Raw genomic sequence first — 23,435 nt, 5'->3', positions numbered from 1 at the left:
ACCGGCGAGCGTGGACTCCATCCACCTCACCACAACGGAGCCCACGATGAGCACACGTCAATCCCTCACCCTCGACGACCAACCGATCCCGGTGCGCCTCAAGCTCGCCGCAGCCTGGACCAGCCTCATGTTCCTGTACGCCTACGTGGACATCCTCAACTTCTTCACGCCGGGCGTCGTCGAGGACATCCTCGACGGCCGGGTCTTCGAGTTCGATCTCTCCCAGACCTTCTCGACCGCGGCGCTGGCCCTGATGTCCATCCCGTCCCTGATGGTCGTGCTGTCGGCGGCACTGCCGGCCCGGATGAACCGCATCGCGAACCTCGTCGCGGCTTCGCTCTTCGTTCCCGTGACGGCGTTCAACGTGGCGGGGGAGTCCTGGCTGCTCTTCTACGGCCTCGGTGTCGTGCTGGAGCTGATGGTGCTCGCGTTCATCCTGCGCAGTGCCTGGACCTGGCCTCGAGTCGCGCCGTCGGTGGCCACGACCACGAGGCAGGAAACGGTCCGCTCCCGGTAGCAAGCGCGAGTCACGGCGCCGATGGATGCGGCACAATCTGGTCCGTGCCTCACGTCTTGGACCTCGGGTCGAGGAGCTTCTGGCGACTCACCGGTCGTCGCGTCGACCTCCACGGCGCGGAGCGGTGGTTGGACGCGCCGGTGAGCTCCTCGGCCCGCGTCGGCACGGACTGGATCGGCGCGGAGGCGGCGCGGCACGGAGGCGTGCTGGGAGCGGCCGACCCCGATGCCGGCCTGCTGCCGACCATGTCCGTCCTGGACGGTCCCGGGTTCGCGGCGGACGAGCTGAACCCGCTGGTGCGCGACTTCTACGAGCACACCGCCCGCTGGCGGATGGACGTGTGGTCCGGCTGGTCGCCGATGTTCTGGCCGGGCGGCGAGCTGATCTCACGCCTGTGGGGCCGTCGCGTCGAGCAGCTCGCCCTGCCGATGCGGCCGCTCGACGTCGCGCACGGCATGGACAGCCACGTGACGCCGGTGCGGAACCGCGACGGCCTCCACGTCGCGTCCGCGTGGACGCGCACCCTGCGTGCGAACGGTCGGACGGTCTTCAGCGGCGCCTACTCGGCGCGGACGCTCCCGGGCGCCGCGGGCCCGAGCGTCCACGTGGCGTTCCCGCTCGAGTCGGGGAACCTCCAGGTGTTCCTTCGTCCCTCGGTCACGGCTGACGGAGGGCTGCTCCTGGAGTCGCCGCGCGGACGCTTTGGACAGGACGGGGCGTACGTGGTCGTCCGCGAATCGGGTGAGCACGCGGCACGGGTGCCGCTGCACGAGACCTTCCACGTCTTCGTCGATCCGGACGGGGTGCTGCGCACCGATCATGAGCTACGGATGTGGGGCGTCTCGGCCCTGCGCCTGCACTACAGGCTCGAGCGTGAGTCGTGACGATCCACAGCTTCCACCTCGCCGAGGTCCCGCGCCGGACCGGGACCAATGCTCTGCTGCGACCGCCCACGCCGGACACCGTCCCCGGGCTCGACCACCTCGAGAGCCTCTCGCTCATGCGCCTGGGCGCGCCGGTCGTGTCGCCCGATCGGCTTCAGCTGCGGAGGCTCGCGGTCTTCGCGCAGTGGCAGGACGAGGCGGCTCTCGAGCGGTTCCTGGCTGATGACGGGCTGGGCCGCTCGCTCGGCGCAGGCTGGCACGTGCGACTGGAGTACCTGCGCCGTTGGTCGAGCCTCGCCGCCCTCCCCGGACTGCCCGTCCGGGCCGGCTCGTGGGATCAGGACGAGCCGGTCGTGGCCGTCACGCTGGCCCGGATGCGCATCCCCGAGATCCCTCGCTTCCTCCACCACGGCCGGCCCGTGGAGCGCCTCGTGCGCGACCACCCGGGCGTCACGCTCGCCGTCGCCGCCTTCCGTCCGCCGCGGACGATCTCGACCTTCACGATCTGGCACAGCGCGCGCCAGATGGTGGAGATGGTGCACGGACATTCACCGGTGCCCGACCCGACGCGGCACGTTGACGCCATGCGCGAGCGAGAGCGCCGCGACTTCCACCACGAGTTCGCGACCTTCCGGTTCCGGCCGCTCTCCGAGCACGGCTCCTGGGACGGCCGCACCGGCCTCGTGCCCACCCGCCAGTGACGTCGTTTCCGGTTGAGACGGAAGGGCACAGAGCGCGCCATGTTGCAGTCGCCGGGTGACCACAGTCCGGTGCGTTGTTCACCGGGTGCCATCGCGCATCAGGTCGGTCAGAACATCACATGGCGCACCGGGCCCGAACGCTTGAGCCGGGCCGTGGTCGCGCCGAGCCCATAGAGTCGAACCGTGGAGCAGACGCGCGCGATCGACCTCGTCCTGGAGGGCGGGGGAGTCAAGGGGATCGCCCTCGTGGGGGCGGCGACCGCGCTGGCCGAGAACGGCTACACGTTCGCGCGGATCGGCGGGTCGTCCGCTGGTGCGATGGTCGGAGCCGTGATGGCGGCGATGCAGCACGCGGGGGAGCCGTTCAGTCGGGTCGACGAGATCATGCGCACGATCGACTACAGCGCGTTCCTCGACCGTCGCAAGCGCGGCGCGATGCTCGGCTGGTGGCCGCGCGCTGCTGACGCGTGGGGCGTGCTCTTCCACCTCGGCGCGCACCCTGGCCGGCACATGGAGCAGTGGGTGCGGGGCGTCCTGGGCGACCTCGGCGTGCGCACCTTCGGCGACCTCTACTTCGACGACCCCGGCAGCGCGCTGCCGCAAGGGCAGTCGTTCCGGCTCGTCGTCACCGCCAGCGACCTGTCCCGCCAGCGCGCCATGTTCCTGCCGTGGGACCTGCCCGCGCACGGCCACGACCCGAACGAGTACTCCGTCGCCCGCGCGGTGCGGGCCTCGGCGGCGATCCCGTTCCTGTTCGAGCCGGTCCGCCTCAAGTCGCGGTACGGCACGCTCACCCTCGCTGACGGCTCCCTCCTGCGCAGCTATCCGATCGAGCTCTTCGACCGTCACGACGGGAAGCCCAGCCGCTGGCCCACCCTCGGCGTGCGGCTCAGCTCGCCGGCGGGGGAGCGCGCCAAGGCCAAGCCGGTCACGTCCCCGCTGTCGCTGCTGACGAACCTGATCTTCACCACCGTCGACTCCACGCAGGTGCGCCACGTCAGCGACCCTGCCGCGATCGACCGGAGCATCTTCGCCAAGCCCAAGGGCGTGCGGTGGACCGACTTCGACCTCACCCCCGAGCAGCGGGCGAGCCTGTTCGACGCGGGACACAGTGCCGCGACGGCATGGGTGAAGAAGCACCCCGCCGGTCCTCCGGCGCCCGAGCCCATGGAGGCCAGCGACCTGGTGGTGCCGGCGTGGCGGCCCGAACCGATCGAATGAAGCCAAGCACTTCATTTTCTCGAAATAAAGTCATATGCTTCATTCCATGGAAATGAAGCCGTCGACTTCAGAGGTGGTCGCGCTGATCGGCGACCTCGTCGCCTCGCGCACTGCCGCGTCCCGAGCGGGAGCGCAGGAGGCGCTGATCGCCGCGCTCGAGACGGCGGCCCAGCTGGTCCCGTCGCTGCAGGCCCCCGCGCCGACGATCGGCGACGAGTTCCAGTCGGCCCACGCGAGCCTGCGCGACGCACTGGTCACCGCGCTCGCCGTGCGGCTCGCCCTCCCGCCCGAGATGGACGCCCGCGTCGGCATCGGCGTCGGCACGATCGAAGTCGTCGGTCGGTCCGAGTACGGTCTCACCCAGGACGGACCCGCCTGGTGGAACGCGCGCGACGCGATCGGCCAGGTGGAGGGGCGCGAAGGGCGCCAGTCCGGCCTGCGCAGCTGGGTGCACGAAGGGGGAACGGTGAACGCCTACCTGATGGTCCGCGACCACGTGGTCAGCGGCTTCGACGGCCGCCAGCGACGCCTCGCGCTCGGCCTCCTCCAAGGCCGCACCCAGCGCGAGCTCGCTGAGGCCGAGGGCATCTCGCCGTCGGCGGTCTCGCAGTCCCTGCGCCGCAGCGGCGCCCACGCCGTGCTCGACGGACTGGAGCTGGTGCGCTGATGGCCCTGCTCGCCCTCGTCCTGCTGGCGATCTGCCTCGCCGAGTACCTCCGCCACGTCGACCGCCTCTGGATCGTCGTCCTCGAGGTCGTCGCGATGGTCGCGACCGTCATCCTCACCGCCTACGGTCTCGGCTACGGTCCGGGCGCCGGCTGGCTGCCCGCCGTCGTCGGCCTCTGGTGGGCCAGCGCCCGCACGGTCCCGTCGTGGCGCGTCCCCGGCATGATCGTCTCGGGCGTCGGCGCGCTGCTGGCCCTCATCGCCTCGCCCGCGATCGAGCGCGACCGACCCCCGATGCTCGACTGGTACGAGGACCTCGACGTCCCGGCGCTCGCCGGCGTCAGCCTCGACGAGCTCGTCTTCGCCGTGATCACCGCCGTCGCCCTCGTCGGACCCGCCAACGCCGTCGTGCGCGAGGTGCTCGACCACGTCGGCCGCGGTCTGCTCGCCGAGGAGCGACGCCTCAAGGGCGGCCGCGTCATCGGGCCCCTCGAGCGCGTGCTCGTGTTCGGGTTCGCCGTCGGCGGCAACTACGGGGGAGTGGCCGCGATCCTGGCCGCCAAGGGCATCCTGCGATTCCCCGAGATCTCCAAGGACGAGGGCGACGGCTCGCGCGCCGAGTACGTCCTGGTCGGCAGCTTCGTCAGCTGGTTCCTCGCCCTCGTGCTCGTGCCGCTGTTCTGACCGGGCGTCGTCCTCGCGAAAGCCGGTCGTACGATGCCGGTATGGCCGAGACCCCCGACACGCCCGAGATCGACATCAAGCCGCGCAGCCGCGACGTCACCGACGGTCTGGAGAAGACCGCCGCCCGCGGCATGCTCCGTGCGGTGGGCATGGGCGACGACGACTGGGTGAAGCCCCAGATCGGCGTCGCGTCCAGCTGGAACGAGATCACCCCATGCAACCTCTCGCTCGACCGCCTCGCGAAGGCCGTCAAGGAGGGCGTCCACGCCGGTGGCGGCTACCCGCTCGAGTTCGGCACCATCAGCGTCTCCGACGGCATCAGCATGGGCCACGAGGGCATGCACTTCTCGCTCGTCAGCCGTGAGGTCATCGCGGACTCGGTCGAGGTCGTCATGTCGGCCGAGCGCCTCGACGGCTCGGTGCTGCTCGCCGGCTGCGACAAGAGCCTGCCCGGCATGCTCATGGCCGCCGCGCGCCTCGACCTGTCGAGCGTCTTCCTCTACGCCGGCTCCACCCTGCCGGGCAACGTTGACGGCAAGGACGTCACGATCATCGACGCCTTCGAGGCCGTCGGCGCGTGCATGAAGGGCCTCATCACCCGTGACGAGGTCGACCGCATCGAGCGCGCGATCTGCCCCGGCGAGGGCGCCTGCGGCGGCATGTACACCGCCAACACGATGGCCTCCGCCGCCGAGGCGCTCGGCATGAGCCTGCCCGGCTCGGCCGCCCCGCCGGCCCCCGACCGCCGCCGCGACGACTACGCGAAGAAGTCCGGCGAGGCCGTCGTCGAGCTGCTCCGCAAGGGCATCACCGCCCGCGACATCATGACGCTCGAGGCCTTCGAGAACGCCATCACCGTGGTCATGGCGCTCGGCGGCTCCACCAACGCCGTGCTGCACCTGCTCGCGATCGCGCGTGAGGCCGGCGTCCCGCTCACCCTCGACGACTTCAGCCGTGTCGGCGACAAGGTGCCCCACCTGGGCGACCTCAAGCCGTTCGGCCGCTACGTCATGAACGACGTCGACAAGGTCGGCGGCATCCCCGTGATCATGAAGGCGCTGCTCGACGCCGGCCTCATGCACGGTGACGTCATGACCGTCACCGGCAAGACGATGGCCGAGAACCTCGCACACATCGACCTCGGGCTCGACGGCGACGTCATCCGCCCGCTCGACCAGCCGATCCACAAGACGGGCGGCCTGACGATCCTGCACGGCTCGCTCGCCCCCGAGGGCGCGGTCGTCAAGAGCGCCGGCTTCGACGAGTCGGTCTTCCGCGGCACCGCTCGCGTGTTCGACGGCGAGCGTGCGGCGATGGACGCGCTGGAGGACGGCACCGTCGTCGCCGGCGATGTCGTCGTCATCCGCTACGAGGGTCCCAAGGGCGGCCCGGGCATGCGCGAGATGCTCGCCATCACCGGCGCCATCAAGGGCGCGGGCCTGGGCAAGGACGTCCTGCTGCTCACCGACGGTCGCTTCTCCGGCGGCACCACCGGCCTGTGCGTCGGCCACGTCGCCCCCGAGGCCGTCGACGGCGGCCCGATCGCGTTCGTGCGCGACGGTGACCCGATCGTCCTCGACGTCGCGAACAAGCTGCTCGACGTCGAGATCGACGAGGACGAGCTCGCCCGTCGCAAGCAGGGCTGGGAGCCCAACCCGCCGAAGTACACCTCCGGCGTGCTGGCCAAGTACCGCAAGCTCGTCAGCTCCGCCGCGCACGGCGCCGTCACGGGCTGACCGGCACTGGCGGGATCTCGATACGACGTCTCGCTCCGCTCGCCGTCACTCGATCGCCGGGCCACCCCGGCGGTCGAGTGCCCGCGAGGAACGAGCGGGTGTATCGAGACCACGTGAACAGGACGACGTCAGGTCGAGACTCCGCGGAACGGCACCGTAGAATCACTCGGTGCCGAACTTCACCGACGACGAGCTCGCGATCGCCCTCAAGGTCCTGGGCGAGGCGCAGCACCTCGGTGACGAGGACGAGGCCTACGTCGCGCTGCGACGCGCCTGCGGCAAGTTCTACAAGGACGTCAAGAAGCAGCGCCGCAAGGCCAAGCGCGACGCGGTGAACGCCGCCGACCGCGAGGTCGTCTCGCTCACCGCCACCGGATCGCCGCGCCGCATCGACGACGAGACCGCCGGCATCGCGCTGGTCTCGAACGCGCGCGGCGCCTCCGCGGGCGTGCTGCAGGTCCCGCGCGGCTGCTACATCTGCAAGGAGAAGTACACGGTGGTGGACGCGTTCTACCACCAGCTGTGCCCCGACTGCGCCGCGCTCAGCCACGCCAAGCGCGACGCCCGCACCGACCTCACCGGCCGCCGCGCCCTGCTCACCGGCGGCCGCGCCAAGATCGGCATGTACATCGCGCTGCGGCTGCTCCGCGACGGCGCGCACCTCACGATCACCACGCGCTTCCCGCGCGACGCCGTGCGCCGGTTCAGCGCCCAGCCCGACAGCGGCGAGTGGCTCGACCGGCTCAAGATCGTCGGCATCGACCTGCGCGACCCCGCCCAGGTGATCGGCCTGGCCGACGAGGTCGCCGCGGCCGGCCCGCTGGACATCCTCATCAACAACGCGGCGCAGACTGTGAAGCGCCAGCCCGGCGCCTACCAGGCCATCGCCGACGCCGAGCTCCAGCCGCTGCCCGAGGGGTTCGTCCCCGAGCTCGTCACGTTCGGCCACACCAGCGACGCCCATCCGGCCTCGCTCGTCGGCTCGGTCAGCTCGCACCCCGCGCTCGCGGGCGACGCCGTCACCGCCGACGAGCTCACCGCGCTCGCCCTCGAGGCGGGCTCGGCCGACCTCGAGCGCATCGACGCCGGCGGCCTGCTGCCCGACCTCGTCGACACCAACAGCTGGGTCCAGCACGTCGGCCAGGTCGACGCGCTCGAGCTGCTCGAGGTCCAGCTGTGCAACAGCGTTGCGCCGTTCATCCTCGTCAGCCGTCTGCGTCCGGCCATGGCGGCCGCGGCCGCGCGCCGCAAGTACGTCGTCAACGTCTCGGCGATGGAGGGGCAGTTCGCCCGCGGCTACAAAGGTCCGGGCCACCCGCACACCAACATGGCCAAGGCCGCCCTCAACATGCTCACCCGCACGAGCGCCCGCGAGATGTTCGAGTCCGACGGCATCCTCATGACCGCCGTCGACACCGGCTGGATCACCGACGAGCGCCCGCACGTGACGAAGCAGCGACTCGCGCAGCAGGGCTTCAAGGCGCCGCTCGACCTCGTCGACGGAGCCGCCCGCGTCTACGACCCGATCGTCCAGGGCGAGGCCGGCGTCGACCTCCACGGCGTCTTCCTCAAGGACTTCGAGCCGTTTCCCTGGTGAGTCTCTTCCACGTTCGCCAGCCTGTGGTCTCGATACACTCGCTCGTTCCTCGCGAGCACTCGACCGCCGGGTGCAGGCCCGGCGATCGAGTGACGGCGAGCGCAGCGAGACGTCGTATCGAGATCAGGGAGGGCTGAGCGGATGGACCCCACGAGGCTGAGCACGGAGCGGCTCGAGCTGACCGCGGTGTCCGAGGGCGACCTCGACGAGCTGCACGCGCTGAACGCGGACCCGCGGGTCTGGCGGCACCTGCCGTCCGGCGTGCACACCGACGTGCAGCAGACCCGCGACCAGATCGCCGAGTACACGGCCGACTGGGACCGCGACGGTCTCGGCTACTGGATCGCCCGCCGCGGCGGCGAGCTCGTCGGCATCGGGGGAGTGCGGCGTCGCCCGGGCGGCACGTGGAACCTCTACTACCGGATCGCGGCCGAGCACCACGGTCACGGCTACGCCACCGAGGTCGCCCGTGCGGGTGTCGACGCAGTTGCGCGGATCGCTCCCGACGAGCCGGTCGTCGCCTACCTGCTCGAGCACAACGAGGCCTCGCGCCGGACCGCCGAGCGCGTCGGCCTGAGCCTCGTCTGGCGCGGACCCGACCGCGAGGTGCCGGGCGGCATCCGCCTCGTCCTCGCCGACAGGACGCTCGACGAGTCGACCCTCGACACCCTCCACTGACCGCTGCGGAGTCCGCATGCTGGACGACTCGTCTCACAACTTGACCACTCGCGCCTCCCGGCGCACACTGGAGCCATGCACGCGCTGCTTCTTGTAATCCACTGACGCACGGCACCTCGCCGCGCGTCTCGCCCTCGTCGCCTCACGGCCGAGGGTTTTTTCATGCGATGAATGGACGACAGGAAGCAGGGAATACGATGGGGAACCGAGCACCGGCCGCCACGACGGGGCTGCCGGCAGACGAGAAGAGTGGGGCCATGACCGAGACGGCACCGGAGCCGATGACCGGGGCGCAGAGCCTCGTCCGATCGCTGGAACAGGCCGGTGTGGAGGTCATCTTCGGGATCCCCGGCGGCGCGATCCTGCCGGCGTACGACCCGCTCTTCGACTCCTCGATCCGCCACGTGCTGGTCCGCCACGAGCAGGGCGCCGGCCACGCCGCACAGGGCTACGCGATGGCCACCGGCAAGGTCGGCGTCTGCATGGCCACCTCCGGCCCGGGCGCCACGAACCTCGTCACCGCGATCGCAGACGCCTACCTCGACTCGGTGCCGATCGTCGCCGTCACGGGCCAGGTCGCCAGCAGCGTCATCGGCTCCGACGCCTTCCAGGAGGCCGACATCCGCGGCATCACGATGCCGATCACGAAGCACAGCTTCCTGGTGACCGACCCGGCCGAGATCCCGCGCGTCGTCGCCGAGGCCTTCCACATCGCCTCCACCGGCCGTCCGGGCCCGGTCCTGGTCGACGTCGCCAAGGACGCCCTCCAGGCGATGACCACCTTCGAGTGGCCGCACGAGCTCGCGCTGCCGGGCTACCGCCCCACCACGCGTCCGCACAACAAGCAGGTCCGCGAGGCCGCGCGCCTCATCGCCGAGGCCAAGAAGCCGATCCTCTACGTGGGTGGCGGCGTCATCAAGGCCGACGCGTCGGCCGAGCTGGCGATGCTCGCCGAGCTGACGCAGATCCCGGTCGTCACCACGCTGATGGCTCGCGGCGCGTTCCCCGACTCGCACGAGCTGCACCTGGGCATGCCCGGCATGCACGGCACGGTCGCGGCCGTCGCCGGCCTGCAGAAGGCCGACCTGCTCATCACGCTGGGCGCCCGCTTCGACGACCGCGTCACCGGCAACCTCGACACGTTCGCGCCCGGTGCGAAGGTCATTCACGCCGACATCGATCCGGCCGAGATCAGCAAGAACCGCGTGGCCGACGTCCCGATCGTGGGCGACGCCCGCGAGGTCATCGCCGATCTCATCCGCGCGCTGCGCAAGCAGTCCGACGAGGACGAGCTGACCGGCGACTACGACCAGTGGCGCCAGTACATCCTCGGCGTGAAGGCGAAGTTCCCGGTCGCGTACGAGAAGCCGCACGACGGCCTCGCGCCGCAGACCGTGATCGAGCGGATCAACGCCGCCGCCGGTGCCGAGGCGATCTACTCCTCGGGCGTGGGCCAGCACCAGATGTGGGCCGCGCACTTCGTGCAGTACGAGCGTCCGCGCCAGTGGCTCAACTCCGGCGGCGCCGGCACGATGGGCTACGGCGTGCCCGCCGCGATGGGCGCCAAGGTGGGCGATCCCGATCGCGTCGTGTGGGCGATCGACGGCGACGGCTGCTTCCAGATGACGAACCAGGAGCTGGCCACCTGCGCCCTCGAGGGCATCCCGATCAAGGTCGCGGTCATCAACAACTCCTCGCTGGGCATGGTGCGCCAGTGGCAGACCCTGTTCTACGAGGGCCGCTACTCCAACACCGACCTCAACACCGGCCCCGAGACCATCGGCGCCCGTCGCATCCCCGACTTCGTGAAGCTCGCGGAGGCCTACGGCTGCGTCGGCCTGCGCTGCGAGAGCGAGGACGACCTCGACGAGGTCATCGCGAAGGCCATGAGCATCAACGACGTACCCGTCGTGATCGACTTCGTCGTCGAGCGCGACGCGATGGTCTGGCCGATGGTGGCCGCCGGCACGAGCAACGACGACATCAAGATCGCCCGCGATCTGGCCCCCGAATGGGAAGAGGAAGACCTCTGATGCCCCAGCACACCCTGAGCGTCCTGGTCGAGAACACGCCCGGCGTCCTCGCGCGCGTCTCGAGTCTGTTCATGCGCCGCGGCTTCAACATCGACTCGCTCGCGGTCGGTCCCACCGAGATCCCCGAGATCTCGCGCATGACCATCGTCGTGAACGTCGAGGAGCTCCCGCTCGAGCAGGTGACGAAGCAGCTCAACAAGCTGGTCAACGTGCTCAAGATCGTCGAGCTCGACTCGGGCAGCGCCGTCGAGCGCGAGCTCATGCTGATCAAGGTCAAGACGGACCAGCAGACCCGCGGCCAGGTCCTCGAGACCGTCCAGCTGTTCCGCGCCAAGGTCGTCGACGTCGCTCAGGACTCGGTCACGATCGAGGCCACCGGCGACGCCGGCAAGCTCACGGCCATGCTCAACGTGCTCGAGCCCTTCGGCATCCGCGAGATCGCGCAGTCCGGACGCGTCGCGATCGGCCGCGGCTCGCGGTCGATCACCGACCGCACGCTGCGTACCGTGCCCGGCACCGCCGCCGGCTGACCCACCCGCACCCCATCGCGCCGGCGCACGCACCTGCGCCTTCGACCCCCAACCAAGGAGAACCGAGAATCGTGGCTGAACTGTTCTACGACGACGACGCCGACCTGTCCCTGATCCAGGGCAAGAACGTGGCAGTGATCGGCTACGGCAGCCAGGGTCACGCCCACGCGCTCAACCTGCGCGACTCGGGCGTCGACGTCCGCATCGGCCTGGCCGACGGCAGCAAGAGCAAGGCCAAGGCCGAGGCCGAGGGCCTGCGCGTCCTCCCGGTCGCCGAGGCGGTCGAGGAGTCCGACGTCATCGTCATCCTCACGCCCGACCAGGTGCAGCGTCACGTCTACACGGAGTCGATCGCGCCGAATCTCACCACCGGCGACACGCTGGTGTTCGGCCACGGCTTCAACATCCGCTTCGGCTACATCAAGCCGGCCGAGGGCGTCGACGTCATCATGGTCGCCCCGAAGGCCCCCGGTCACACCGTGCGTCGCGAGTTCGTCGCCGGCCGTGGCATCCCGGACATCATCGCGGTCGAGCAGGACGCCTCGGGCCAGGCCTGGGACCTCGCGCTCTCGTACGCGAAGGGCATCGGCGGCACGCGCGCCGGCGTCATCAAGACCACGTTCACCGAGGAGACCGAGACCGATCTCTTCGGCGAGCAGGCCGTGCTGTGCGGCGGCATGTCGCACCTGGTCCAGGCGGGCTTCGAGGTGCTGACCGAGGCCGGCTACCAGCCCGAGATCGCCTACTTCGAGGTGCTGCACGAGCTCAAGCTCATCGTCGACCTCATGTGGGAGGGCGGCATCGCCAAGCAGCGCTGGAGCATCTCCGACACCGCCGAGTACGGCGACTACGTGTCCGGCCCACGCGTCATCGACTCGGGCGTCAAGGAGCGCATGCAGCAGGTGCTGGGCGACATCCAGTCCGGTGCGTTCGCCGAGCGCTTCATCGCCGACCAGGACAACGGCGGCAAGGAGTTCCTCGAGCTGCGTGAGAAGGAGGCCGGTCACCCGATCGAGGCCACCGGCAAGGCCCTCCGCTCGCACTTCTCGTGGAAGCAGGCCGACGACGACTACACCGAGGGCAGCGCGGCTCGCTGAGTCCGTCCTCCGTCGCCGAGCGCGGCGTCCCGTCCGACCACGTTTCGGTGCGGGGCGCCGCGTTCGTGCGTCAGGAGCGGGCGGCGCGGGCGCGCGGCGGCCGGGGGAGCAGGATCACGGGCACCGGGCTGTGGTTGACGATGCGGGTCGCGGTGGACCCCATGAAGACACGCGACACGGGGCCGTGACGGCTGGAGCCGACGGCGAGCAGATCGCCGGGGCTCCACTCGAACGAGTCGAGCGCGAGCGACCAGCGCTCGGCACTGGTGACCTGGGTGGTGGTGACCTCGACGCTGGGCGCGAGGGCGCGGATGCCGTGGGCCAGCTGGTCCTGGTGCTTGCGGACGAGCGCCGACCACGCCTCGCGCACGCCTTGGTCGGCGAACGCCGCGAAGGCGGTGCGCGAGCCACTGCGCACGGCGAACGTCACGATCTCGACCGGCACCTTGAGCCACAGCGCGAGCGAGGCGATCGGTCCGTCCAGCGCAGCGTCCGACGCGGTCGGGTCCACCGCCACGACGAGACGTTCGATGCCGCCGTCGTGGGCATGGAAGCCGCGCGGCGCCAGGGCCACCGGGATCGCCGAGCTGTGCGCGAGGCGGCCGTTCGTGCTGCCGAACGCGATGCGGCCCAGCGCGCCGTGCGAGGCGGAGCCCGCCACCACGAGCCGCGCGTTCCTGGCGCGGCTCTCGTCGAGCAGCGCCTGCGGCACCGACGACGCGGTGCGCGAGACGGTGACGACGTCGGCCTCCTCGCCCAGGTGCGCCCGCGCGGTGGCGAGCGCCTCCTCGGTCTGCTCCTTGACGTAGCGACGCCACTCGTCGTCGACACCGGCGAAGTCGCGCAGTGAGTCCCAGCTGTCCTGGACCACGCTCGTGACGACGAGCTCCTCGCCGGTGGTGCGCGCGAACTCGACGGCGAGGTCGAGCGCCGCGAGGCTGCGGGTGTCGCTGCCGAATCCGACGACGACGCTCACGCGGGATCACCCTCCGGGGACTTGTTGAGCCGCGAGTGGCGGTAGCCGTAGGCGAAGTACACGACGAAGCCGAGGGCCAGCCAGACCAGGAACCGCAGCCACGTGTCGACCTTGAGGCTGGCCATGAGGCCCACGCACGAGGCGACCGTGACGATCGGCAGGATCGGCACCCACGGGGTGCGGAACGGCCGCTTCATGTCGGGCTGCGTGCGGCGCAGCACGATCACGGCGATCGCCACGACGACGAAGGCGAACAGCGTGCCGATGCTGACCATCTCGGCCAGCACCGAGATCGGGACGAGACCGGCGAGCAGCGCCACGGCCACGACGGTGAGGCTGGTCATCAGGACGGGCGTGCCCCACGTGGGGTGGATGCGGCGGAACGCCTCGGGCAGCAGGCCGTCGCGGGCCAGCGCGAAGCCGATGCGCGGCATCGCCACCAGGTCGACGAGGATCACCGACGTCAGGCCGGCGATGGCCGCGATGCCGATGAGGATGCCCGCCCACTCCAGTCCCACCTGGTCGAAGACGTCCGCGACGGCGTCGCCCTCGGAGAGGTCGGAGTAGTGGACCATGCCGGTCAGGACGATGCAGACGCCCACGTAGAGGGCGGTGCAGATGGCCAGGGTGCCGAGCAGGCCGAGCGGCATGTCGCGCTCGGGCTTCTTGGTCTCCTCGCCGAGGTTCGCGACGGCCTCGAAGCCGGAGTACGCGAAGAACACGACGGCGGCGGCGACGAAGATGCCGGTGAGGCCGAACGTCGCCGGCTCGACGCCCGAGAGGAACTGCCACAGCGGGGCGTGCAGGCTGCTCGAGGCGCCGCCGTCTCCCGACGGAGGCTGCGACTCCGGGATGAACGGCACCAGGTTGCCGGTGTTGACGTAGAAGGCGCCGACCGCGATGACGAACACGCACACCAGCACCTTGATGACGACGAGGCCGTTCGTGACCCACGCCGACTCCCGGATGCCGCGCAGCGCGACCCAGCCCAGCACCAGGACGATGAAGATCGCACCGACGTTGACGACGGAGCCCTCCTCGGCGAACCACTTGTCCGGCAGGTCGAAGACGCCGGCGACGTAGCCCGACCAGCCGCGCGCCACCACCGCCGCGCCGAGCGCGAACTCCAGGATGAGGTCCCACGCGATGATCCAGGCGAAGATCTCGCCGATCGTCGTGTAGCTGTAGGTGTACGAGCTGCCCGCCGTCGGCACGGCCGAGGCCAGCTCGGCGTAGCAGAGCGCCGCCAGCAGGGCGACGGCTCCGGCGATGAGGAAGGAGATCGTCACGCCGGGTCCGGCGTTCTCCTTCGCCTGCAGGCCGGTCAGCGTGAAGATGCCCGTGCCGATGACGATGCCGATCCCGAAGCCGATCAGGTCCAGCGCGGACAGGTTCTTCTTGAGGCTGCCGTGCTCCTGGGTCTCCGGCGTCTCGTCGTTCTGGTGGATGACGTCGTCGACGCTCTTCTTCCTCAGCAGATCCATGCCCTGCCCCCTGCGGATCGTGCCCCGGGTGGGGCGAAATGGCCTGCACAGAAGCCTGCGGGCATCGGTACCGCCCCGCAACAGGAGCGGACGCTCAAGCGATGAGGTCGACGGCGTCGGGATCGCGCGTGGCGCCGGCGTGCCCGTCGGTGACCCGTTCCCAGGCTCGGGCGAGGCGCACCACCGCGTCCTCCAGCTGGTCGGGCGCCAGCGCGAAGGGCAGGCGCAGCCGCCGCTCGCCGACGGCCGCGCTGGTGGCGTAGAACCGCGGTCCGGGCGTGAGGGTCAGGCCCTCCTCCTCGGCCACGGCGACCAGCGCCGAGCTCAGGGGAGCGGGCAGCGTGGCCCACGCCGTCAGCCCGCCCTCGGGCCGCGTCAGCGACCAGTCGGGCAGATGGGTGCCGACGGCCTCGACGAGGACGTCGCGCCGGCGCCGCAGCTCGGCCCTCCGCCCCGTCAGGTCGAGGTCGCCGTCCTCCAGGGCCGTGGCCATGACGAGCTGGTCGAGGGCCGCCGTGCCGAGGTCGCGCGTCATGCGCGCGTGGACGAGCCGGGGGACCAGCGTGCGGGGCGCGCGGATCCACCCGATCCGCAGGCCGCCCCACAGCGACTTCGCCGCCGAGCCCACGACGATCGCGGAGGAGTCGTGGGAGGCGTAGTGCTCCGGAAGGGGAGCGTCGCCGAGGCTCACGTCGCGCAGGGTTTCGTCGATGATCGTCGTGACGCCGGCGGCCGGCAGGATGCGTGCCAGCTCGCGTCGCTGGGCCGAGGGCATGAGGGTGCCGGTGGGGTTGTGGAAGTCGGCCACGAAGAGCGCGAGGCCGGCGGCGGGCGCGAGTCGGGCCACCTCGTCGACGGGCCACGGGTCGTCGCCGGTGGGCAGCGGCAGCAGTCGTGCCCCCGCGCGACCGAGGAGGTCGAACGCGTGGGGATAGCCGCATCCCTCCACGAGCACCCGCTCGCCCGGCCGCACGAGCACCGAGACGAGCAGCGAGAGCGCACTCTGGGCGCCGGTCGTGACGACGATCTGCTCCGGGTCGGTGGGCAGGCCGTGGCTCGTGTAGCGCGCCGCGAGCCGCTCGCGCAGGATCGGCAGACCGTCCGGCAGGTAGCCGTCGGTCGCCAGCAGTGCCGGCAGGCTGGTCATCGCCCGCTGGATGAGGGCGGCGAAGCCCTCGGGTGCCTCGGACGCCGCGGCGGTCAGCGCGATGCCGTCGTGTCGCGAGGGTCGCGCCAGCATGCTCGTCGAGCCGGCGCGGCCGACGGGTAGCTCGACCACGGTGCCGGAGCCCTGACGCGTGCGCACCAGCCGGCTCTCGCGCAGCATCTCGTAGGCGCGTGTGGTGGTGGTGCGGCTCAGACCGGTGGCCTCGGCGAGGGAGCGCTCGCTGGGCAGGGTCGTCCCCGACGGGATGCGTCCGTCCATCACCGCGCCCCGGATCTGGGTGGCGAGCCGTCGGTAGGCAGGGCCGGTCCCGGGGTCGGCGTCCCCGAGCATCGACGCGAGACGGCGGGCGGAGAGGGCGGTGGCACGGGCCATGAGGCCACTTTGGCAGGATTGGCTATGGAATCCAAGTCCAGTTCGGCGCAGAGTGAGAGGGTGCTCCTGTGGATGATCCTGATGACCCTCACGGTGTGGGGGATCGCGGCCACCGCGCGCGTCGTGCGACGCGACGGGCTGCGACGCGTGCCCACCGCGCCGATCCTGCGCCGGCCCGAGGCGCGGCGATGACGCGCCGTCTCACGCAGCTCTTCGTCGGGCTGTGGCTCTACGGCGCGACCATGGCCCTGCTGGTGCGGGCCGGCATGGGCCTCGACCCGTGGGACGTCTTCCACGAGGGCCTGACCCACCACCTGCCGCTGACGTTCGGGCAGGTCGTCATCCTCGTCGGGGCGCTCGTGCTGCTGGCCTGGATCCCGCTGCGCCAGCGTCCGGGGTTCGGCACGATCGCCAACGTGGTGGTGATCGGCCTGGCCGCCGACGCCACGCTGGCGGTGCTGCCCGAGGCGACGGGTCCGGTGTGGGGCACGGCGATGCTGGTGGCCGGAGTCGTCGGCAACGGCATGGCGGGCGCGATGTACGTCGGAGCGGGGCTCGGCCCGGGGCCGCGGGACGGCCTGTGGACCGGCATCGTCCGCCGCACCGGCGCGAGTGTGCGCCGGGTGCGCACGATGCTCGAGCTGCTCGTGCTGGCCACCGGATTCGTGCTCGGCGGCACGGTGGGCATCGGCACGGTGCTCTACGCGGTGGCCATCGGCCCGATCGTGCAGTTCTTCCTGCCGTGGTTCGAGGTGCGCCGGGCCGCGGCCGCCGAGCCGGCCACGACCTGACGCCCCGTCAGGGTGCGAGCCGGCGCAGCGACCAGCCCATCAGGATCCACATCAGGCCCATGCCGGCCGCGAACAGCGCGACGCCGTAGGCGACCACCGACGTGAACAGCGAGGCGCGCAGGAACGAGGCGTTCATCGCGGTCTCGCGCAGCGGGTCGTCCTGCTCGAGCTCGGCGTAGGTCTTGCCGCCCGTCGCCTCGAGGGCGTGCTTGTCGATGACCTGCGCCTGCGAGTAGGCGTCGAGCGGGCCGTTCACCTGGTTGCCGCCGAACCACTCGGCGTCCTCGGAGACCGTGATGTTCTGGGCCTTGAGCTGGTCGGTGACGACCCACCACGTGGCGGCCCCGGCCACGACGAGGACGATGCCGGCGATGATCGACAGCAGTCCGACGGTGCGGACGCCTCGCGGGCTGGTGGTGTGGGCGTAGGTCGGTTCGGACATGACGACTCCTCCTCCGTCGGGGTCTCGATGACCCGTTGGGCCGAGAGTAGGACGGCGAGGGGTTCGCCCGTGCCGGTCGCGTCAGCGGCGCGTGGCGATGATGAGGCTGGCGTCGGGGTCGATCAGCATCTCGACGGCGGCGAAGCGCTCGTCGGTGAGCCACTGCTCGCGGATCGTGTCGACCTGGCCGTCGACGATCGGCGGCCAGAAGGCCGAGGGGACGAAGTCGTCGAGCACGGCGATGCCGCCGGGCTCGAGGAGGTCGGCCATCACGTCGATGCTGGCCATCACGTCGCGCACGTCGACGAACAGCAGCGAGAACGGTGCGTACTGCTCCAGGACGGTCCAGTCGCCGCACGTGACCTCGACGTTCGAGGCGTCGTGGAAGATCCCCTGCACGTCCTCGGCGAGGCCGGGATCGAGCTCGGCGGTGACGATGTGCGCGCCCTTCGGGGCACCGCTGGACAGCCAGGCCGAGCCCACGCCGCAGCCGGTGCCGAGCTCGGCGAGGGTGCCGTGCCGAGAAGCCGCCAGGGTGGCCAGGAGCCGGCCCGTCTCACTGCGGGTGGAGGTGATGAAGCCACGGCGCCGGGACAGGTCCAGTGCGCGGGCGACCAGATCGGGGACCTCAGCCGGTGCGCTCATGAGGCCAGTGTTCCACGTGCCGGGCACGAAGGCGCCCGGGCTCAGCGGGTGAGATTCGCGCGGCGTGCAGACGGCGGCCCGGACCCTGGTGTACAGTCGCGGCCATGCGGAAGCAGCTCGTACTCATCGCTTGCCGCGGCAGGACCTCCTAGGGCCACACCTGCCGCGGAGTTTCGGCGTTGGCTCGACGACTCTGCAGCAGATGTTCTGGACCAGGACCTGGTTCTCCTCCTCTGAAACGCTGATCGACGTCACCCGTCGCAGCACGTGGCCCCGCAGGGTCGTCGGTCCCGTCGGATCCCGCACCGACCACCACTGCCACTTCAGAGGAGCACTCATGTTCGACCCGATCATCGCCATGGAATGGGGACCCGCGCACCTGCGCGACGACGCCGATTTCGACGAGGCGCCCGAGGACAACTGACGACCGGATAGCGAGACCCGAGTTTCAACATCTGAGATCGACGGTTCTAGGATGGACTCATGACCAGCACCTATTCCCTCGCGGTCGTCGCCGGCGACGGCATCGGCCCGGAAGTCACCGAGCAGGCCCTGAAGGTTCTCGACGTCGTCGCGCAGGGGTCCGGACTCACGTTCGACCGCACCGCCTACGACCTGGGCGCGCGCCGCTGGCACGCGACCGGCGAGACGCTGCCCGACAGCGTCCTCGAGGAGATCCGCGGGCACGACGCGATCCTGCTCGGCGCGGTCGGCGACCCCTCGGTCCCGTCCGGGGTGCTGGAGCGCGGACTGCTGCTGCGGCTGCGGTTCGAGCTCGACCACTACGTGAACCTGCGTCCGTCGAAGCTGTTCCCGGGCGTCCCGACGCCGCTGGCGAACCCGGGCGACATCGACTTCGTCGTCGTCCGTGAGGGCACCGAGGGTCCCTACGTCGGCAACGGCGGCGCGATCCGCGTCGGCACGCCGCAGGAGGTCGCCACCGAGGTCAGCCTCAACACGGCCTTCGGCGTCGAGCGCGTCGTCCGCGACGCGTTCGCCCGCGCGCAGGCGCGTCCGCGTCGCAAGCTGACGCTCGTGCACAAGAACAACGTGCTCGTCCACGCCGGTCACCTGTGGAGCCGCACGGTCGACGCCGTCGCGGCGGAGTTCCCCGACGTCACCGTCGACTACCTGCACGTCGACGCCGCCACGATCTTCCTGGCGACCGACCCGGCGCGCTTCGACGTGATCGTCACGGACAACCTGTTCGGCGACATCCTCACCGACCTGGCCGCCGCCGTCACCGGTGGCATCGGCCTGGCCGCGAGCGGCAACGTCAACCCCGACCGCACCGCCCCGAGCATGTTCGAGCCGGTCCACGGCTCGGCGCCCGACATCGCCGGCCAGTCCAAGGCCGACCCGACCGCCGCGATCCTCTCGGCCGGCCTGCTGCTCGACCACCTCGGCCACGCGGCCGAGGCGGCGCGCATCACCGCCGCCGTCGAGGCCGACATCGCCGCGCGCGACGGTCAGCCGCGATCCACGCAGGAGGTGGGGGAGGCCATCGCGTCGCGCGTGGCCGCGGAGGTACCGGTCGCCTGACGACCCCTCCCACCACTCCCGAAAGGACTATCGTGTCCGCCATGACCACCCCTGCGTTCACCCCCCGGATCGAGACCAACGCGAACGCACGCAGCGACGCCGAGCGCTCGGAGATCCTCGCCGGTCCCGGGTTCGGCAACTTCTTCACCGACCACATGTTCCTGACCGAGTGGACACCGGACCGCGACTGGCACGACCCCCGCGTCGTGCCGTACGGCCCGCTGTCGCTCGACCCGGCCACGGCGGTGCTGCACTACGCCCAGGAGATCTTCGAGGGCCTCAAGGCCTACGCCCACGCCGACGGCTCGGTGTGGCTGTTCCGTCCCGAGGCCAACGCGGCCCGGATGCAGCGCTCGGCGCACCGCCTCGCGCTGCCCGAGCTGCCGGTCGAGTGGTTCATCGGCTCGGTGCGCTCGCTGATCGAGACGGACCGCGCGTGGGTGCCCACGGGTGAGGAGCGCAGCCTCTACCTGCGTCCCTTCATGTTCGCCTCCGAGGTCTTCCTCGGCGTCCGGCCCAGCCAGCACGTCACGTACTCGGTGATCGCGTCGCCCGCCGGCGCCTACTTCTCCGAGGGCATCAAGCCGGTCGACATCTGGCTCTCCAGCGAGTACAGCCGGGCGGGCGCCGGCGGCACCGGCGCGGCGAAGTGCGGCGGCAACTACGCCGCGAGCCTGCTGCCCCAGCAGGAGGCCGCGACGCACGGCTGCGCTCAGGTGGCCTTCCTGGACTCGGTCGAGCACCGCTGGGTCGAGGAGCTCGGCGGCATGAACCTGTACTTCGTGCACGCCGACGGCTCGATCGTCACGCCCGAGCTCAGCGGCTCGATCCTCGAGGGCATCACCCGCGACTCGATCCTGGCGATCGCGAAGGACCTCGGCCACGACGTGATCGAGCGCAAGGTCTCGATCGACGACTGGCGCGACGGCGTCGCCGACGGCACGATCACCGAGGTCTTCGCCTGCGGCACCGCCGCGGTGGTCACCCCGGTGGGCAAGCTCAAGTGGGACGGCGGCGAGGTCGTCAGCGCCGAGGGCGAGCCGGGCAAGGTCACGGCCGACATCCGCTCCGCGCTGGTCGACATCCAGTACGGCCGTGCCGAGGACCGCCACGGCTGGATGACCCGCGCGGTCTGACCTCCGCCGACCGCGAGATTTGCTCCCTTTTCTACCTTTCAGCCCGGCTGAAACGTCGAAAAGGGAGCAAATCTCGTTCCTGGGTCAGAACTGGACGGTGGGCGGGGCGTCCTGGCCGGCTGGAGCGTCGTAGAAGGTGCGCTCCTTCACGCCGGCGACGCCCGTGAAGAACATCCACGGGATCGTGCGCACCAGCTGGTTGAGCGCCCGCACCGCGTCGTTGTAGTACTGACGCGCGAACGACAGCTTGTCCTCGGTGTCGCTCAGCTCGGTCTGCAGGTGCTGGAAGTTCGCGGAGGCCTTGAGGCCGGGGTACGCCTCGGCGACGGCCATCACGTCGACGAGGGCGCGCTCGAGGCGGGCCTCGGCGGCGGCGCGCTGCTCGACCGAGCCCGAGCGGGCGGCCTCGGTGACGCCGGCGCGCGCGGCGGTGACCTCCTCGAAGACGCCGCGCTCGTGGGCGGCGTAGCCCTTCACGGCGTTCACCAGGTTCGGGATGAGGTCGGCGCGACGGGTCAGCTGCACGTCGATCCCGCCGAGCGCCTCCTGCGCGGCGATGTCGGCCGTGCGCAGGCGGTTGAACGCGACGACCCCGAACAGCACGAGGACGACGACGATCGCGACGATGATCCAGATCAGCACGGGAACCTCCAGGAACGGGAACTGGTCGAGACTCTAGTGTGGCGCGGCGCCGGGCCGGAGGGGTTCACCACGAGCCGCCCCCGCCTCCGCCGCCCCCTCCACCGCTGAAGCCGCCGCCTCCACCGCCTCCGCTCGAGGAGGACGAGATGCTCGCGGTGTACGCGCCGATCGAGCTCGAGAGCGCGCTCTCGAAGCTGCTGAACGCGGCCGCGCCGCCGGAGGCACCGACGGCGCCGCCGCCTGTCGTGCCGCCGTACCAGACCGGGACGGGCGCGGGCAGGCCCGTGGCGGTCTCGTACTTGCGGGCCCACAGGTCGGCCACGCCGAACGCGACGGCGTAGGGGATGAAGGCGGTGTAGAGGTCCTCGCGTCCGCTGAAGTCGAAGCGGTCCTTGGCCGCGTCGGTGCTCAGGAAGCGCTCGAAGCCGCCGGCGCGCGACCAGAGCTCGCGACCCTCGCGGGTGCGGCGCCTGCCGACGCCGGGCATCAGGACGCCGACCGAGCCGATGGCGAACGCCGCGAAGGGCATCAGGTAGAGGCCGGTGAGTCCGACGACGGTGCCGCCGATCACGGCGACGATCGCGACCACGAACAGCACGCGCCACAGCCACTCGTGCGAGGCCGGGACGACGGTGCGGCTCGTGGTGCCCCAGGCGCGGACGACGCCGGGCAGTGCGGTCTTGACGGCGGACAGCCGCTTGCCCGACTCGATCGAGCCGTCGGCCGTGAACGTGCGGCCCTCGCCGCGCAGGTCGAGCCCGGAGACGACCTCGCGGGCGACGGGGTCGAGCCGGTCCCACGTGGCGGGATCGACGTGGCTCGTGACGGTCCAGTCCTTGCCGTGCTGCCGCAGGTCGACGTGCCCTCGCTCGGCCAGGTGCAGCAGCGTGGCGGTCAGGGCATGGCGGGGCACCCGCTCGTCGGTGACGTAGGCCGTCTGCACGGGACCGAGTCCCTCGGGCGGCTCGAAGAGCACCGGGAGGCCGGGCACGCGCTCGCGCGTGGTGCGCTCGAGCAGGTAGCCGACGAGGAGGGCGATCGCGGAGATCAGCAGGGCGACTGCGAGCGCGGGCAGCGACGAGCCGAGCATCCGGTCCCAGCCGATCGACCACGGCACGTGGGCGCGGTCGGGGGCGGGGGAGTCCATCGCGGCGCGCACGACGACCGCGGTGTTGGGCGCGAGGTCGGTGGCGGTGATGCGCAGCGAGTCGGATCCCTCGCCCTCGACGGTGCACGGCCGGCCGTCGCCGATCGAGCACTCCAGCCGGTCGGTCGGGTGGGGCAGCGAGACGCGCAGGTCGGCCTGGCTGATCGGCATGCTCCAGCCCGCCGCGACGACCTGCCAGACGAGCTCGGCCCGGTCGGACTCGCCGCCGGTCCAGCTGGCGCTCGAGTCGGCCAGGCTCTCGGGATTCGGGCCCAGCACCCCGTCGATGCGGTAGTCGATCGTGTAGGTGTGGGTGCCGGCCGCGAGGTAGCTGTTCGGGTCGCCGATCTTGGCCACGCGGAAGCGCCGGCCCTGCTCCCAGGAGCGGCTGACGGGCACGGGCTCGCCGTCGAGGCGGATGCGCACGTCCTTCGGGTGGTACCGGACGGTGTGGTCGCCCTGGTCGGATCGGTCCCAGTACCGGAAGATGCCGTGGCGTCCCCACGGGAAGTCGGCGGTGATCGTCTCGCTGGCGTGCAGGGTGCCGTCCTCGTCGACGTCGTACGTCGCGCGGTACGACGTGATGGTCACGGGATCGGCGACGCCGGTGCTGGAGGAGCCTCCCATCGTCGCGAGCGCAGGGACGAGTAGCAGCCCGGCGAGGATCACCGCGGTGACCAACCGGAGCACGAGACGGGCCATGGCGGGATACTAGGCGGAGCGGACCCGACCCCGGATGCAAAGTC

Annotated in this window: 24 protein-coding genes; 17 read left to right on the top strand and 7 right to left on the bottom strand. The window is 71.1% G+C overall.

Features of this window, described 5'->3' with window-relative positions; translation table 11 throughout:
* The first annotated feature begins 46 nt into the window (after positions 1–46).
* From ACK99Q_RS15650 to ilvC, 12 genes are all read left to right on the top strand, one after another.
* Positions 47–517, top strand: a complete 471-nt coding sequence (locus ACK99Q_RS15650) for a DUF6326 family protein (RefSeq protein WP_410187050.1) — start codon at positions 47–49, stop codon at positions 515–517.
* A 44-nt stretch (positions 518–561) separates the two neighbouring features.
* Entirely contained in the window at positions 562–1,401 is an 840-nt protein-coding gene (locus ACK99Q_RS15645; protein ID WP_410187049.1) for a hypothetical protein, read from the top strand.
* Positions 1,398–2,102, top strand: a complete 705-nt coding sequence (locus ACK99Q_RS15640; RefSeq protein WP_410187048.1) for a hypothetical protein — start codon at positions 1,398–1,400, stop codon at positions 2,100–2,102. The genes ACK99Q_RS15645 and ACK99Q_RS15640 overlap by 4 nt, the downstream gene beginning before the upstream one ends.
* Before the next feature lie 183 nt (positions 2,103–2,285).
* Entirely contained in the window at positions 2,286–3,323 is a 1,038-nt protein-coding gene (locus ACK99Q_RS15635; protein WP_410187047.1) for a patatin-like phospholipase family protein, read from the top strand.
* 46 nt (positions 3,324–3,369) lie between these two features.
* Positions 3,370–3,990: a SatD family protein gene (locus tag ACK99Q_RS15630; protein ID WP_410187046.1), complete on the top strand. Its 621-nt coding sequence runs from the start codon at positions 3,370–3,372 to the stop codon at positions 3,988–3,990.
* A complete protein-coding gene (locus ACK99Q_RS15625; protein WP_410187045.1) occupies positions 3,990–4,673 on the top strand; it encodes a hypothetical protein in 684 nt (227 codons plus the stop codon). The genes ACK99Q_RS15630 and ACK99Q_RS15625 overlap by 1 nt, the downstream gene beginning before the upstream one ends.
* Before the next feature lie 41 nt (positions 4,674–4,714).
* Positions 4,715–6,409 carry a dihydroxy-acid dehydratase gene (gene ilvD, locus ACK99Q_RS15620; protein WP_410187044.1) on the top strand — a complete coding sequence of 565 codons (1,695 nt, stop codon included), beginning with the start codon at positions 4,715–4,717 and terminating at the stop codon, positions 6,407–6,409.
* 169 nt (positions 6,410–6,578) lie between these two features.
* Positions 6,579–8,006 (top strand): SDR family NAD(P)-dependent oxidoreductase, encoded by a 1,428-nt coding sequence (locus tag ACK99Q_RS15615; RefSeq protein ID WP_410187043.1) that lies wholly within the window; start codon positions 6,579–6,581, stop codon positions 8,004–8,006.
* A gap of 141 nt (positions 8,007–8,147) precedes the next feature.
* On the top strand, positions 8,148–8,684 hold the full coding sequence (locus tag ACK99Q_RS15610) for a GNAT family N-acetyltransferase (protein ID WP_410187042.1): 537 nt from the start codon (positions 8,148–8,150) through the stop codon (positions 8,682–8,684).
* A 257-nt stretch (positions 8,685–8,941) separates the two neighbouring features.
* Positions 8,942–10,717, top strand: coding sequence for an acetolactate synthase large subunit (locus ACK99Q_RS15605; protein WP_410187041.1), 1,776 nt, complete (start codon positions 8,942–8,944; stop codon positions 10,715–10,717).
* A complete protein-coding gene (ilvN, locus tag ACK99Q_RS15600; RefSeq protein ID WP_410187040.1) occupies positions 10,717–11,247 on the top strand; it encodes an acetolactate synthase small subunit in 531 nt (176 codons plus the stop codon). Before ACK99Q_RS15605 ends, ilvN begins: the two co-directional genes overlap by 1 nt.
* A 71-nt stretch (positions 11,248–11,318) precedes the next feature.
* Positions 11,319–12,344 carry a ketol-acid reductoisomerase gene (gene ilvC / locus ACK99Q_RS15595; RefSeq protein WP_179425315.1) on the top strand — a complete coding sequence of 342 codons (1,026 nt, stop codon included), beginning with the start codon at positions 11,319–11,321 and terminating at the stop codon, positions 12,342–12,344.
* A gap of 70 nt (positions 12,345–12,414) precedes the next feature.
* Here ilvC and ACK99Q_RS15590 read toward each other — a convergent pair whose 3' ends face one another.
* The 3 genes from ACK99Q_RS15590 to ACK99Q_RS15580 form a co-directional block, all read right to left on the bottom strand.
* The gene (locus tag ACK99Q_RS15590; protein WP_410187039.1) at positions 12,415–13,320 is read right to left on the bottom strand and encodes a universal stress protein; all 906 of its coding nucleotides are present in this window, start codon (positions 13,318–13,320) and stop codon (positions 12,415–12,417) included.
* Complete coding sequence (locus ACK99Q_RS15585; protein WP_410187038.1) at positions 13,317–14,804, bottom strand: APC family permease; 1,488 nt, start codon at positions 14,802–14,804, stop codon at positions 13,317–13,319. The genes ACK99Q_RS15590 and ACK99Q_RS15585 overlap by 4 nt, the downstream gene beginning before the upstream one ends.
* A 94-nt stretch (positions 14,805–14,898) precedes the next feature.
* Positions 14,899–16,344 (bottom strand): PLP-dependent aminotransferase family protein, encoded by a 1,446-nt coding sequence (locus tag ACK99Q_RS15580; RefSeq protein ID WP_410187037.1) that lies wholly within the window; start codon positions 16,342–16,344, stop codon positions 14,899–14,901.
* A gap of 60 nt (positions 16,345–16,404) precedes the next feature.
* Between ACK99Q_RS15580 and ACK99Q_RS15575 the strand changes: the two genes are divergently transcribed.
* Positions 16,405–16,536, top strand: coding sequence for a hypothetical protein (locus ACK99Q_RS15575; RefSeq protein WP_410187036.1), 132 nt, complete (start codon positions 16,405–16,407; stop codon positions 16,534–16,536).
* Positions 16,533–17,135, top strand: coding sequence for a YczE/YyaS/YitT family protein (locus ACK99Q_RS15570; RefSeq protein WP_410187035.1), 603 nt, complete (start codon positions 16,533–16,535; stop codon positions 17,133–17,135). Before ACK99Q_RS15575 ends, ACK99Q_RS15570 begins: the two co-directional genes overlap by 4 nt.
* A 7-nt stretch (positions 17,136–17,142) precedes the next feature.
* Here the strand turns inward: ACK99Q_RS15570 and ACK99Q_RS15565 are convergent, their stop codons facing one another.
* Together ACK99Q_RS15565 and ACK99Q_RS15560 are read right to left on the bottom strand one after the other, a co-directional pair.
* On the bottom strand, positions 17,143–17,577 hold the full coding sequence (locus ACK99Q_RS15565; protein WP_410187034.1) for an aromatic ring-opening dioxygenase LigA: 435 nt from the start codon (positions 17,575–17,577) through the stop codon (positions 17,143–17,145).
* A gap of 81 nt (positions 17,578–17,658) precedes the next feature.
* Positions 17,659–18,222 (bottom strand): O-methyltransferase, encoded by a 564-nt coding sequence (locus ACK99Q_RS15560; protein ID WP_179425304.1) that lies wholly within the window; start codon positions 18,220–18,222, stop codon positions 17,659–17,661.
* 64 nt (positions 18,223–18,286) lie between these two features.
* Between ACK99Q_RS15560 and ACK99Q_RS15555 the strand changes: the two genes are divergently transcribed.
* The 3 genes from ACK99Q_RS15555 to ACK99Q_RS15545 are packed head-to-tail and all read left to right on the top strand — an operon-like array spanning position 18,287 to position 20,900.
* Positions 18,287–18,646 carry a hypothetical protein gene (locus ACK99Q_RS15555; RefSeq protein WP_410187033.1) on the top strand — a complete coding sequence of 120 codons (360 nt, stop codon included), beginning with the start codon at positions 18,287–18,289 and terminating at the stop codon, positions 18,644–18,646.
* 59 nt (positions 18,647–18,705) lie between these two features.
* On the top strand, positions 18,706–19,764 hold the full coding sequence (locus ACK99Q_RS15550) for a 3-isopropylmalate dehydrogenase (protein WP_410187032.1): 1,059 nt from the start codon (positions 18,706–18,708) through the stop codon (positions 19,762–19,764).
* A gap of 41 nt (positions 19,765–19,805) precedes the next feature.
* A complete protein-coding gene (locus tag ACK99Q_RS15545) occupies positions 19,806–20,900 on the top strand; it encodes a branched-chain amino acid aminotransferase (RefSeq protein ID WP_410187031.1) in 1,095 nt (364 codons plus the stop codon).
* An 84-nt stretch (positions 20,901–20,984) separates the two neighbouring features.
* Here ACK99Q_RS15545 and ACK99Q_RS15540 read toward each other — a convergent pair whose 3' ends face one another.
* Together ACK99Q_RS15540 and ACK99Q_RS15535 are read right to left on the bottom strand one after the other, a co-directional pair.
* Positions 20,985–21,542, bottom strand: a complete 558-nt coding sequence (locus tag ACK99Q_RS15540) for a LemA family protein (RefSeq protein WP_410187030.1) — start codon at positions 21,540–21,542, stop codon at positions 20,985–20,987.
* A gap of 64 nt (positions 21,543–21,606) precedes the next feature.
* The gene (locus ACK99Q_RS15535) at positions 21,607–23,391 is read right to left on the bottom strand and encodes a DUF2207 domain-containing protein (RefSeq protein WP_410187029.1); all 1,785 of its coding nucleotides are present in this window, start codon (positions 23,389–23,391) and stop codon (positions 21,607–21,609) included.
* Positions 23,392–23,435 lie beyond the last annotated feature (44 nt).

Origin of the sequence: Aeromicrobium sp. MLTX1, assembly GCF_046452335.1 — a bacterium.
Lineage (GTDB): Bacteria > Actinomycetota > Actinomycetes > Propionibacteriales > Nocardioidaceae > Aeromicrobium.
The sequence above is the reverse complement of the archived record's forward strand: the minus strand, read 5'-3'. Positions and strand labels throughout refer to the sequence as shown.